The organism is Shewanella sp., from assembly GCF_047975355.1.
Classification (GTDB): Bacteria; Pseudomonadota; Gammaproteobacteria; order Enterobacterales; family Shewanellaceae; genus Shewanella.
Window position 1 is genome coordinate 18,512 of record NZ_JBKEDJ010000032.1, and the last position, 12,818, is coordinate 31,329.

At 47.8% G+C, this 12,818-nt stretch carries 11 protein-coding genes; 4 read left to right on the top strand and 7 right to left on the bottom strand.

What is annotated here, in order from left to right; genetic code table 11:
- The first annotated feature begins 26 nt into the window (after positions 1 to 26).
- The 3 genes from ACK5NH_RS10445 (at position 27) to ahpF (ending at position 4,141) form a co-directional block, all read left to right on the top strand.
- Positions 27 to 1,562, top strand: coding sequence for a leucyl aminopeptidase (locus ACK5NH_RS10445; RefSeq protein ID WP_416919870.1), 1,536 nt, complete (start codon positions 27 to 29; stop codon positions 1,560 to 1,562).
- A gap of 322 nt (positions 1,563 to 1,884) precedes the next feature.
- Positions 1,885 to 2,454, top strand: a complete 570-nt coding sequence (gene ahpC / locus ACK5NH_RS10450; protein ID WP_011718128.1) for an alkyl hydroperoxide reductase subunit C — start codon at positions 1,885 to 1,887, stop codon at positions 2,452 to 2,454.
- Positions 2,455 to 2,563: 109 nt separating this feature from the next.
- On the top strand, positions 2,564 to 4,141 hold the full coding sequence (gene ahpF, locus ACK5NH_RS10455) for an alkyl hydroperoxide reductase subunit F (protein ID WP_416919872.1): 1,578 nt from the start codon (positions 2,564 to 2,566) through the stop codon (positions 4,139 to 4,141).
- A gap of 464 nt (positions 4,142 to 4,605) precedes the next feature.
- Here ahpF and ACK5NH_RS10460 read toward each other — a convergent pair whose 3' ends face one another.
- From ACK5NH_RS10460 to brnQ, 6 genes are all read right to left on the bottom strand, one after another.
- A complete protein-coding gene (locus ACK5NH_RS10460) occupies positions 4,606 to 5,040 on the bottom strand; it encodes a GNAT family N-acetyltransferase (RefSeq protein ID WP_416919874.1) in 435 nt (144 codons plus the stop codon).
- 13 nt (positions 5,041 to 5,053) lie between these two features.
- A complete protein-coding gene (locus ACK5NH_RS10465; RefSeq protein WP_416919876.1) occupies positions 5,054 to 5,383 on the bottom strand; it encodes a hypothetical protein in 330 nt (109 codons plus the stop codon).
- Positions 5,384 to 5,421: 38 nt separating this feature from the next.
- Positions 5,422 to 7,146 carry a single-stranded-DNA-specific exonuclease RecJ gene (recJ, locus tag ACK5NH_RS10470; protein ID WP_416919878.1) on the bottom strand — a complete coding sequence of 575 codons (1,725 nt, stop codon included), beginning with the start codon at positions 7,144 to 7,146 and terminating at the stop codon, positions 5,422 to 5,424.
- A gap of 92 nt (positions 7,147 to 7,238) precedes the next feature.
- Entirely contained in the window at positions 7,239 to 7,964 is a 726-nt protein-coding gene (gene dsbC, locus ACK5NH_RS10475; protein ID WP_416919879.1) for a bifunctional protein-disulfide isomerase/oxidoreductase DsbC, read from the bottom strand.
- Positions 7,965 to 8,114: 150 nt separating this feature from the next.
- Positions 8,115 to 9,017: a site-specific tyrosine recombinase XerD gene (gene xerD / locus ACK5NH_RS10480; RefSeq protein WP_416919881.1), complete on the bottom strand. Its 903-nt coding sequence runs from the start codon at positions 9,015 to 9,017 to the stop codon at positions 8,115 to 8,117.
- Positions 9,018 to 9,098: 81 nt separating this feature from the next.
- Positions 9,099 to 10,508, bottom strand: a complete 1,410-nt coding sequence (gene brnQ / locus ACK5NH_RS10485; protein ID WP_416919883.1) for a branched-chain amino acid transport system II carrier protein — start codon at positions 10,506 to 10,508, stop codon at positions 9,099 to 9,101.
- A gap of 526 nt (positions 10,509 to 11,034) precedes the next feature.
- On the opposite strand from brnQ, the gene ACK5NH_RS10490 reads away from it, so the two are divergent.
- Complete coding sequence (locus ACK5NH_RS10490; protein WP_416919885.1) at positions 11,035 to 11,745, top strand: tRNA1(Val) (adenine(37)-N6)-methyltransferase; 711 nt, start codon at positions 11,035 to 11,037, stop codon at positions 11,743 to 11,745.
- Positions 11,746 to 11,820: 75 nt separating this feature from the next.
- Here ACK5NH_RS10490 and ACK5NH_RS10495 read toward each other — a convergent pair whose 3' ends face one another.
- A complete protein-coding gene (locus ACK5NH_RS10495) occupies positions 11,821 to 12,816 on the bottom strand; it encodes a response regulator (RefSeq protein ID WP_416919887.1) in 996 nt (331 codons plus the stop codon).
- Positions 12,817 to 12,818 lie beyond the last annotated feature (2 nt).

Here is a 12,818-nt window from a genome sequence, read left to right on the forward strand (position 1 = left end):
ACTCTCTATTGATATGAGCTGTCACCATGAAAAATAAGAATAAATTTTTGTTAAGCGTTATGGCGCTGGCGTGCCTTAACTCTCTCAATGCTAACGCCGAAACCTTTAGTTTTGACACTCGTAATTCACTCAATTCTGACACATTAGTGCTATTCCAAAGCGCTGATTCGACTACATATAGTCTCGATTTTTTACCCCAGTCGACCCAAGACCAACTCAACCTTGCGGTCGCCGACAACAGTTTTGCGGGTAAACGCGGTGAAATCCTAGAAATCTTAGTCCCGAGCGAAATCGACGCTAAGCGGGTGTTATTGGTTGGAATTGGCGATGCTAAGACCTTAACACCTGGTGAAATCAACACTTTAGGTGGCAATATTGCCGCCAAGCTTGAAACCGTACCTCAAGCCACAGTGCGTGTGCTGACCCAAGGCTTAAGTAACGCGCCGCTGTTTGGCTCAGAACTAGCCCACGGTATTGAGCTGCGCAGCTACCGCTACACTCAATTTAAAGCCAGTAATCGCGCCGAGAAGAACTATCAAATCGGGGTTGATGACCTAAGCCAAAACCAAAAACACCATAAGAATCTGCAAGCTATCGAAGCGGGTGTGTTTTTAGCGCGGGATCTCACCAATGCGCCGGCTGGGATCATGTATCCTGAAAGCTTTGCCAACGAGGCACGTAAACTTAAATCCCTCGGCGTAAAAGTCACAGTGCTCGAAGCCAAAGATATTGAACGTTTAAACCTCGGCGCCTTAGCCGCAGTGGGTAAAGGCAGCGAGCGCCCACCTAAGCTGGTTGTCGCCCACTGGCCCGGCAGCAAAGAAGCGCCTATCGCCCTCGTCGGTAAAGGCATTACCTTCGACTCTGGCGGCTACAATATCAAGGCCACAGGCACCTCTATCGCGCGGATGAAGTCCGATATGGCGGGCGCAGCGACCGTGCTCGGCACTGTTAAGGCGATGGCCATTCAAAAGGCACCAGTCAACCTGGTCGCGATTATGCCGATGGCGGAAAACATGGTGTCGGGACATGCGATGATCCCAGGCGATGTGATTAAAACCGCCCAAGGCCTCACGGTTGAAGTGCTCAACACAGATGCCGAAGGCCGTTTAGTGTTAGCCGACGGTCTCTGGTATGCCCGTGAGAATTACCGCCCCTCGATTATCATCGATGTGGCGACCCTGACAGGCTCGAAAGTGGGCGCGCTGGGTAGCGTTTATGCGGGATTATTTACCGATTCTGAGCCGCTGGTGCAGCAACTCACCTTTGCGGGTCAGCAGGTGGGTGAGAAAGTCTGGCGCTTACCGTTAGATCAGGCCTACGACGATGAGCTGAAATCAACCATCGCCGATTTGAAGAATACCGGTAAAGAAGGCAGTGCGGGGGCATCGTCTGCCGCCATGTTCCTCAAACGCTTTGCGGGTGAGCAACCTTGGGCTCACCTCGATATTGCTGGCAATGCCTTAACTGCCACCGATACCGCCGTCGTACCCGCTGGTGCCACTGGTTATGGCGTGCGCCTGCTCAGCACTTGGTTAACTCAGCCTAAGGCGCAAAACTAACGCGATATTGTGACGCTCAAACCAAGTCTTAGGCTGGTTTGAATGCTAGATTAAGGGATATCGTCTATATCCCTTTTTTATTGCCCTGCTCTTTTACCACTTCATTAAAGTAAACAATCAATTAGCCGCCAACGCGCGCCAGTACTGCAAAATCAATTAATCCTCCCTCTCAAACCCGCTTAATTCGACAAAACCGATTAGGATGATAGTTTTTATGCGTTATATTTATCATTCTGGGCTGGGTAATATGCTTCACATCAACGGGACACAAGTTAAGTGACTCGTACTTAATTCACCATAATCAACTAAATGGAAGCATAAAATGACTCAGTCAATTATCAACAGCACAATCAAACCATTCAAAGCCACTGCTTACCACAATGGTGAGTTCGTTCCTGTCACTGAACAAGATCTGTTAGGTAAATGGTCAGTTGTATTCTTCTATCCAGCAGACTTCACTTTCGTTTGCCCAACTGAATTAGGCGACATGGCGGATCACTACGCTAAGTTACAATCTATGGGTGTTGAAGTTTACTCAGTTTCTACTGACACTCACTTCACTCACAAAGCATGGCACGATACTTCTGACACCATCAAGAAGATCAACTTCCCAATGCTGGCGGACCCTACTGGCGTGATCAGCCGTAACTTCGGTGTGATGATCGAAGAAGAAGGTTTAGCACTGCGTGGTACTTTCGTTATCAACCCAGAAGGCCAAGTGAAAGTTGCTGAAATCCATGACCTAGGTATCGGCCGTAGCGCGTCTGAACTGGTTCGTAAGATCCAAGCCGCTCAGTACGTTGCAACTCACGATGGCGAAGTTTGCCCAGCTAAATGGCAACCAGGTGACGAAACCTTAGCACCATCTTTAGACCTAGTAGGTAAAATCTAATCTAGCCTAACAAGAGTCAACCCCGCCAACCTGACCCGCCCCCTGCAAAGGGTTGGGTTGGCCCCCTCGCGTTTTCAATTATTTCATTTTCAAGGATTTTGGAGTCATCATGTTAGATGCGAATTTAAAAAATCAACTGCAAACCTATCTGCAAAACCTCAAGAGACCAGTTGAACTTGTCGTGTCAGCAGATGAAAGCAAGAAGTCTCAAGAATTAAAAAGCTTAGCCAATGACATCGTTAGCCTTTCCTCTTTAGTGAGCCTCAAAGAAGCTCAAGGCTCTCGTACGCCTGCGATGACAGTGGTTAACACCGATCTCAATACGCAGATTAGCTTTGCTGGTCTGCCTATGGGTCACGAATTCACCTCACTCGTGTTAGCCCTGCTGCACACGGGTGGACACCCAATCAAACTCAGCGATGACGTCATTGAGCAGATCCGTAATCTGCCAGGCAAGTATGAGTTTGAAACCTATGTTTCACTCACCTGCCAAAACTGCCCTGACGTGATTCAGGCGCTGAATATGATGGCCGCGATTAACCCGAACATCACCAACGTGATGATCGACGGCGCCCTGTTCCAGGATGAAGTTGCCAGCCGCAACATCATGGCCGTACCGTCTGTGTACTTAAACGGCGAGGTGTTTGCCGCGGGTCGTATCAGCATCGGTGAGATCTTAAATAAACTCGATACTGGCGCTGCCAGCCGTAAAGCTGAAGAATTGAGCCAAAAAGCCCCATACGAAGTCTTAGTCGTCGGTGGTGGACCAGCTGGTGCTGCGGCAGCGATTTATGCCGCCCGTAAAGGTCTTCGTACTGGTGTGGTAGCTGATAAATTTGGTGGTCAAGTCGCCGAAACCGTTGGTATCGAAAACTTTATTTCGGTAAAAGCGACTGAAGGTCCAAAACTGGTGGCAAACCTTGAAGCCCACGTTCGTGACTACGAAGTCGATATTATGGATAACCAGAAAGCCGTTAAACTGGCGAGCGATGGTTTATTCGAACTCGAGTTAGCAAGTGGCGCTACACTGCGCAGCCGTACCATCCTTTTGGCAACCGGTGCCCGCTGGCGCGAAATGAATGTCCCCGGTGAGAAAGAATACCGTGGTAAAGGTGTGGCTTACTGCCCACACTGTGACGGCCCATTATTTAAGGGCAAACGCGTTGCAGTGATCGGTGGTGGTAACTCAGGTATCGAAGCGGCTATCGACTTAGCCAACATCGTTGAGCATGTGACCGTACTCGAGTTTGATAGCAAACTGCGCGCCGATGACGTGCTGCAACGTAAAGCGGCTTCAATGGGTAACATCCACATTATTACCCAAGCGATGACCACTGAAGTGACAGGTGACGGTACCCGTGTAAACGGCCTGAACTACACCGACCGTGCAACGGGTGAAAGCCACCATATCGCGCTGGCTGGTATCTTCGTACAAATCGGTTTAGTGCCCAATGCCGAATGGTTAAAAGGCACTGTGGATTTGACTCCTCGTGGCGAAATCATCGTTGATGAGCGCGGCCAAACCTCAGTACCAGGCGTATTTGCCGCAGGTGACGTAACTAACTCACCTTACAAGCAAATCATCATCGCCATGGGTAGCGGTGCCAATGCCTCTCTGGGTGCGTTTGATTACTTAATTCGCCATAGCGATGACAGTACCGAGACTACAGAAACTAAAGCGGCTTAATCGTTAACGATTATTCCTATGACTTAAAAGCCAGCAGATGCTGGCTTTTTGTTGCCTTCGAGAAATGGCACTCTTCACAAAGAACGCGCTAATGCTTCTTGCTCTTTAGTATCCAGAGATAAGAAATAACTGTATTTCATCTTTAACCTCCGAACTAAAACACAATACGCTCTGATTCTAAAGAAGTCTAAAACCAAACCGAATAAGCAAAAAGGAATCACTATTACGATACTCATAGTGAGAAAAATATGAATGAACTCAGTGAAATTTCCAAACTCACTCATCACAGTTCGAAGCAGCGCAAACAGCATGCCCCCTAAAGTCAGGTAAATGACATACAAGAATGATAAATAAGCAACCCTTATAAAAGCTCTTAATCCTTTCACCTTGATTCACCCATACTTATCAAATGGACATTCCACTTCCTCACATCCCCTTAGGAAATCATCTATTGAGTACCATGCCTATTTACTGGATAAATCTAGGTAGGGGCTCTCAAGCCTAATTTGCATTAAGGTTTCTGGTGTATCGACCGCTTTGAAACCAAACTGGGCGTAGAGTCCGTGGGCATCGCGGGTAGCGAGCATTATGCGTCTTAATCCTTGCAGATCAGGATGTTCCATAATTGCTGCCATCATCATCTTACTTAAACCTAAGCCGCGGTGAGATTCGAGGACAAACACATCAGCAAGGTAGGCAAAGGTGGCTTTATCGGTAATCATACGCGCAAAGGCAAGCTGCTGATTATCCTTATCAAACACCCCAAAACATAAACTATTGCTAAGCGCCTTTCGCAAGAGTTCAGGCGGCATGCCCTGCGCCCAATAACTGTTGGAAATAAAACCATGGATAAGCTCAAAATCCATTTCCGTTTGCGCTGTGCTGACCCGATATTCCATCACTCGCCTCGATTTAGCTGTTGTTGAGGCTTACCAATAACATGAAAACCATGGCAAATAACACTAATTTAGCTAGCGAATACAAGGCGCCCGCCAGAGTGCCACCACCATGGTTGGTAAATGCCAAGTGACGATTGATTTCATATTTGAATAAATGAGCGAGATGACGATAAGCCAAGAAGTAAAGCAGTGAAGCGGCAGGCCAAATGCCAATAATCAGCATTTGGCCCTGTTCCTTGGTCGTCAAAAGCGCTGACAGAAAGGGAATACTCAAACATGCCGTGTATATCCACGCAAAGCGTTTGAGTAACTGACGAATTTTTTTATCCGATAACGGCTTCAACTGAACTCCTTTTCACCTTACGTCCACGCAATTACTGACTACATTGGCTCGATTTGCTCGACCATCAACTGCAGGGTGAAATTACCGCGATATTCGTTCACATCCAGCTTATAGACGATGCGCGCATGTTGAATCGTCGCATCGGGCCAAGTGTGTAAATCCACATTAAAGGCAATAGCGTCTAACATCACTGTACTGCATGGGGTTTCAAGCACTAATTTAAGGTGGCGCTCCCCCACAATCCGCTGCTGGATAATCTTAAAATAGCCATCGAATAATGGCTCCTCGAAGGACTGACCCCAAGGCCCCGCATTACGGAGTAACTGAGCAATTTCGAGGGTAAGTTCCGTCGGCGTTAATTCGCCATCGGACCACAGCTCGCCCGTCAGCTGCTCAGGCTTTAATAGTTCACGCACCGCATCATCATAGGCTTTAGCAAAGGTTGCGAAGCCGCCGGACTTTAAGGTTAAGCCTGCCGCCATTGCATGGCCGCCAAATTTGCTGATAAGCCCTGGATGGCGAGAGTTAACCAACTCCAGCAGATCCCGCATATGCAAACCTTTAATGGAGCGCGCCGAGCCTTTAATTTCGCCATTACCCGCATCGGCAAAGGCGATAACGGGTCTGTGGTATTTATCTTTAATCCGTGAGGCAAGAATACCGATAACCCCTTGGTGCCAATCCTCTTGAAAAAGGGCTATGCCCCATGGGAGTTGCTCTTCATTAAGCTTTAGATATTCAAGACTTTTCAGCGCCTCTTGCTGCATCCCGACCTCAAGCTCACGTCGTTCTTGGTTGAGGCTATCGAGTTCTGCCGCCATCCGCCTTGCATACATAATGTCTTCGCACAGCAGGGTTTCGACCCCTAGCGCCATTTCATCCAGCCTACCGGCGGCATTAAGCCTTGGGCCTACGGCAAAGCCAAAATCCGAGGCAACAATGCGAGCTGGATTACGTTTGGCCACTTCGAGTAAGGCGGTAATGCCTACGCGGCATCGACCACTGCGTACCCGCTGCAATCCCGCCTCGACCAGAATACGATTGTTGGCATCGAGCGAGACCACGTCGGCCACAGTGCCAAGGGCAACAATATCCAGCAGAGTGCCGAGGTTGGGCTCGGCAATACCGCGGGCTTGATACCAATGACGAGCGCGCAGCTCTGCCCTAAGCGCCGTCATCAGATAAAAGGCGACCCCAACGCCAGCAATGGATTTACTAGCAAACTGACAACCGGGCTGATTGGGATTCACTATGGCATCGGCCGCCGGTAACTCATGGCCGGGTAAGTGATGGTCGGTGATCACCACCTGCATGCCAAAGGCCTTGGCGGCGGCTACGCCCTCAATCGAGGAAATACCGTTATCCACTGTGATAAGCAATTCTGCCTGTTTGGATGCCGCCACGGCGACAATCTCAGGACTTAGGCCATAACCGTAGTCGAAACGATTAGGGATCAGATAATCGATCTTGCTCGCTCCCATCATTCGCAGTGCTAGGATACACACGCTGGTCGAGGTGGCGCCGTCGGCATCAAAATCACCCACGATTAGTATCGACTTATCCTGCTGCATCGCATCGGCAATCAACTTAGCAGCCTGCTCCAAGCCCTTCATAGTATCGGGTCTTAACAGGCCTTTAAGCACTAGCTCACACTCGTTAGGCATAACACCACGGCGGGCATAAAGCTGTCTTAATAACGGCGGAAGGTGAGCGGGTAAATGGCTATCATCAACGGTTGGACGACGGACTATCTTATGGTTCAAGGGAGCAAACTCTTAAGCAATCATGGGGCTAAGATAACAAAAAGGTGAGCCTTAAGCTCACCTTTAATGAGATAAATTTATCCGAAACGGGATTATTTACGCGCTTCTAAGGTACGCAGTAAATCCGCAGGTGGTTGATATCCAGGGATCATGCTGCCATCTTCCAATACGATTGCAGGCGTGCCGTTAACACCAAAGCTGGTACCTAACTCATACTGCTCGGCAATTTTGGCATCACAGGTCGCGGCAGACACTTTTTTGCCCGCCTTGGCTTCTGTCATGGCCTTTAATGGATCCTTAGCACACCAGATGGCTTGCATTTCATCGGCATTGGCAGATGGTACGCCCGCACGTGGGAAGGCTAAGTAACGCACGGTAATGCCCATCTTGTTGTAGTCGGCCATTTGGCTATGCAACTTGCGGCAATAGCCACAGCTTACATCGGTAAATACCGTCACTACGTGTTTTTCATCCTTGGCCTTGTATACCAACATATGATCTTCAAGCGGCTTCATCATCTCCAGACGCGGGCCAGCAAGTGCGGCTTCCGTCAGGTTTTTCATCCCCTTATCGAGATCGTACAAGTTACCGTGGAACAGTTTTGTGCCATCACGGCTGATATAGAGCACACCACGATTGGTCATGGCTTGGTATAAACCTTCGATGGGTGAATCCTGCATTGAGATCACTTCAACGTCTAACATTTCGCTGAGTTTTTGCTTAATCGCAGCTGTGTCGGGAATGGTCGCCGTAGCGGCGCTGGCCAGAGGCGCAACAACAAGCGCGACAACTAAAGATAATGCTCGGGTCAACTTCATGGGACTTCCTATTAATTAAATCGCTACTGCGAAATATGGGTCATCTTAGTAGACCCTGTATGGGGGCAAAAAGTTACAGACAAGCTAGATAGAATGCAAATTTATACTGTAACTAAATTCAATCATTCGCGGTTTTGTTAAGAATCCAACCTAACCGCGAGGATGATGCTGTTGATGCAACTCTTGTAATCTCGCTCGAGCCACATGGGTATAGATTTGAGTCGTGGATAAGTCACTGTGACCTAAGAGTAATTGTACCACCCTCAGATCGGCGCCATGGTTAAGTAAATGGGTAGCAAAGGCATGACGTAGAGTATGGGGCGACAGCTCAGTTTCGATTCCGGCGCGGCTAGCATAGAGCTTGATCCTATGCCAGAAGGTTTGCCGCGTCATCATCTGCGAGCGCTTCGAGGGAAACACCACATCGGATTGGATATTGCCTAACAGCTCATGGCGCGCAAAGCTTAAGTAACGCTCAACCTCGGTAATGGCCAGCTCGCCCATGGGCACTAAGCGCTCTTTACCGCCCTTACCCACAATCCGCACTAAACCTTGGCGCAAACTTATCTGCTCCATGGTGAGTCCCACCAGCTCACTCACCCGTAATCCAGTGGCGTATAAGAGTTCAAGCATGGCTTTGTCACGGCATTCGACGGGGTCGTCCACATTGGGTTCGGCCAGCAATCTATCGACCTGAGACTCACTTAAGGAATCGGGCAACTGCCGACTCAATTTAGGCGATTCAATTAACGCCATAGGATCGCCAGCAATCTGTTTGGTCTGCAATAAATAAGTGTAAAAACGCCGTAAACTGCTCAGTAGACGTGCGCTACTGGTACGGGCAAATTGTTGCTCGACGCGGTAGGCTAAATAGGCACGCACATCGGCTTGCCCCACCTCGATTAACCGCAGGCCTTGGCTCTGTTGATAGCGGTCAAAATGGCGTAAATCGGTACGATAGGCACTCAAGGTGTTATCACTTAAGCCCTTACTGGACCAAAGATCATCGAGAAAGGCATCGATAAGCGGATCGCACTGATAGGTTTTAGCCACAAAAACTCCATAAAAAAACGGCGCACTCTAAGGATACGCCGTTGATATTAGCTTAACACTCCCGCTAAAGGGAGGTTTAACTTAAGCCACTTTTGCTTGCTGTGGTTTGCCAACAAATAAACACAGCACAATCACAATCGCTGTTGGCATTAACCAAGCCATCCCCTCTTCATACAAAGGCAATTTAGATAGTGCTGGCGCCATGCCGTTAACTAAGTCAACAAAGCCTTGAGCTAAGCCATTGCTTGCCTGACCGTTTTCACCGACTAAGCTACCCGCTGCGACTTTCATGCCGTCTAAGATACCGAAGAACAACGCAACTAATAACGCTGCGCGGTGAGAAAATTGCGGATTACGGAAAAAGCCAGTTAAGAAGGTCACTGCAACCAAAGCAATCGCTACAGGGTATACCGTCATCAGCACTGGAATACTGATAGCAATCAGCTGCGTTAAGCCAACGTTTGCGACCAGTGCACAAATGACGCTGAAGAAAATCACCAAGAAACGGTAAGACAATTTAGGCATTAACTCGTTGAAGAACTCAGAGCACGCACTCACTAAGCCCACCGCAGTAGTTAAACAAGCTAAGGTCACAACAGTTGATAACAATACAGTTCCTAGGCCGCCAAACTGGTGAGTCACGTAGTTAGTTAAGATCTCACCACCATTTTTAGCCCCAGCAGCGATATCACCCGCGGTTGCTCCGAGGAAAAATAGTGACACATAGACAAAGGCTAAACCGCTCGCGGCGATTAACGCTGCGCGAATAAGATACTTAGTTTGTGCCGCAGGTGCATCAACGCCCTTTTTACGCAGAATATCGATAATCAACATACCAAACATCAGAGACGCCAGTGTATCCATAGTGTTGTAACCTTCTAACACGCCCTTGGTCAGCGGATGACGGGCATATTCGGCTACGGGAACACCAGCATCGAAAGCAGGTAAAAACATCACTGAAACGGCAAGGCCGATTAATAGAATTAACAAAATAGGGGTTAACACTTTACCCACGCTGTCGAGCAATTTACCAGGGAACAGTGCCAGCAACATAGTCACGATGAAAAAGCCCATGGTATAGAGCAGTTGTGACAGATTCAGCTCAGTTGAACCAAACATAATGGTCGCGGTGGTGTTGTCGATAAAGGGCTTAGCACCAATTTCATAGGCCACAAGACCCGTACGTGGCGCCGCAAACGCAGGCCCAATAATGATATAAATCGCGATTGCCAACGCGGTTGCAGCGAACACTGGCAGCATTGCCATAACCTTACCTTGAGCCTTAGCAACAGCAATGAGCCCGACTAAAGGTAAACCTACGGCAGTGATGAGAAAACCTAACATGGCAAGGAGCATATTCTCCCCGGCCAACATGCCCGCAAAGGGTGGAAAAATTAAGTTACCCGCCCCCAAAAAAAACGCGAAGGTCATAAAACCTAAGCCTAATGTATCCCCGATACTCATCTGATTGTCTTGCACGTAAAGCCCCATCTTGTCTTATTGTTTTTAATAAACTTAAGTGATTATGTGTCGATTAGCCATAGCTAAAACAAAGCCCATCCGGAGTGCAAATCTATGTTTACACAATTCCGTGGTAAATATGTGCGATATCTGCTGAGTTTATAAACAAAAATGAACTAAAAATTGGCTTCACTGCCGATTTATTCACCTAAAAACCCGTTCACCTATCCGTTAATCATAAAATTGATTAAAAATGGGGGCGAAACTAATATCAGAATTAGAAAACTAATACAACAGACAACACTGTTTTCACCTAAAAAAGCTCAACAATGCTAATTAACTGCTAACAATGCGTTACTAAGGTAATAAATTAAACCGTTACTTAAGTGAAACTCGACTTAAAACAGCATAAAAAACACCAAAATTAGATCTAAATGGAAGAATAGACTTATTTGTATCAGGCACAAAAATCTTAGCGAATATGCGGTATGCCCTTTAAAATACCCCTTCTTTACTGACGCGAAATCGTGATTATTCACTTGATGATGTAATTTCCATGGCATTTACCTTTAAACAATTCCACATTGACGATCTTAATTGCGGCATGCCCGTCAGCACCGATGGCGTGATATTAGGCGCATGGGCACCGCTGACGGAGGCACAGCACATACTCGATATTGGTGCGGGTAGTGGATTATTGAGTTTAATGGCAGCGCAACGTAGCCAAGGGCAGATCATTGCTGTGGAATTAGAAGAGAAAGCCGCCACCGCATGCCAATACAATATGGCGCAAAGTCCGTGGGCGCAGAGGTGTCAGCTTGTCCATGGGGATATTCAGAGCTTTTGCAAACAGGCTCAGTATCAAGGATATTTTGACCATATCATCTGCAATCCCCCCTACTTTGAGCATGGCCCGAAGGCGAGTGAACAACACAGGGCGATGGCACGCCACACTGACACCTTAGGCTTTACGCCCTTACTCAATGCGATAAGTCAGAGCCTATCGCTTGAGGGATACGCCAGCCTGATTCTACCAATCCAAAGCCTGACGCGCTTTAAGGCCTGTCTTAATGGCGCAGCACTGTATCTCGTGCAGGAAGTGTGGGTAAAAAGTGTAGAAAATAAAGCTGCGAATCGTGTGCTACTGCTATTAAGTAAAACTCAGGTGGAGCCATACCAACGCACCCAGCTCACCATCCGTGGGGAAGATGGAAACTACACCGAGCAAATGATTGAACTAACCGAGGATTTTTATCTTAAGCTTTAACTTGTTTGAGTGATAAGGCTCCTCAATTGAGCCTTATCCATCATGGCTAACGATCATAATTGACTTGCAACATGCTCAGCTATCTATCCATTTATTTTTAATTTCAATCACTTTATCTAAGTTTTCGGTCAGTAACCGCACCAACTCAGGGTCGAAATGTACGCCACTCTGCTCGTGGATATAGTCCATGGTCTTCTCAATTGACCATGCTTCTTTATAGGGACGTTTGCTGGTGAGTGCATCAAATACATCGGCCAAGGCGACTATGCGCCCCTCTAATGGAATTTCTCCGCCTTTCAATCCATTAGGGTAACCGGTGCCGTTCCATTTCTCGTGATGAGTCAGCGCCACGGATTTTGCTAATCGCAGCAGCTCGGAATCCGCCTCACCAATAATCTCGGCGCCGATATGGGGATGGTTTTTCATAATGGCAAACTCTTCATCGGTTAGCTTACCCGGTTTGAGCATGATGCTATCGGGAATGCCAATTTTACCAATGTCGTGCATGGGAGCCGCGTGCAATAAATCATCAGCCTGTGCCTCACTCAACCCATAGGCTAATGCCAAAATTTTAGAATAATGGCTCATGCGCAGCACATGGGTGCCAGTTTCGTTATCTTTATATTCGGCGGCGCGACCTAGACGTTGGATGACTTGCAAGCGAGTACGGCGTAATTCATCGGCCTGCACTAAAGATAAATGGGTTTTCACTCGCGCTTTGACTATGGTGGCCGATATCGGCTTGACAATGTAATCCACCCCGCCCACGGCAAAGCCCGCCGCTTCATCGTGTTCATCATTCAGTGCGGTGACAAAAATGACCGGGATCGACTGAGTTTCGGGGATATTTTTGAGCAACTGACAGACCTCCAGCCCAGTCATATTCGGCATCATAATATCGAGGAGGATAAGCGATGGCTGTTCAGTTTGCGCTAAACGCAAAGCTTCTTCGCCACTTTTGGCAAAGATAAGATGATAATCCTGATGCAAAACTTGCTTTAGTACCCGTAAGTTAACTGGCTCATCATCCACCAACAATAAGGTTTTTTTATGTTCAGCTGCAGACTGCATTG

Excerpts from the sequence above, each read along its gene's own strand:
- ACK5NH_RS10445 (WP_416919870.1), top strand. The coding sequence starts at position 27 with ATGAAAAATAAGAATAAATTTTTGTTAAGCGTTATGGCGCTGGCGTGC.
- ahpC (WP_011718128.1), top strand. The coding sequence starts at position 1,885 with ATGACTCAGTCAATTATCAACAGCACAATCAAACCATTCAAAGCCACT.
- ahpF (WP_416919872.1), top strand. The coding sequence starts at position 2,564 with ATGTTAGATGCGAATTTAAAAAATCAACTGCAAACCTATCTGCAAAAC.
- ACK5NH_RS10460 (WP_416919874.1), bottom strand. The coding sequence starts at position 5,040 with ATGGAATATCGGGTCAGCACAGCGCAAACGGAAATGGATTTTGAGCTT.
- dsbC (WP_416919879.1), bottom strand. The coding sequence starts at position 7,964 with ATGAAGTTGACCCGAGCATTATCTTTAGTTGTCGCGCTTGTTGTTGCG.
- brnQ (WP_416919883.1), bottom strand. The coding sequence starts at position 10,508 with ATGGGGCTTTACGTGCAAGACAATCAGATGAGTATCGGGGATACATTA.
- ACK5NH_RS10490 (WP_416919885.1), top strand. The coding sequence starts at position 11,035 with ATGGCATTTACCTTTAAACAATTCCACATTGACGATCTTAATTGCGGC.
- ACK5NH_RS10495 (WP_416919887.1), bottom strand. The coding sequence starts at position 12,816 with ATGCAGTCTGCAGCTGAACATAAAAAAACCTTATTGTTGGTGGATGAT.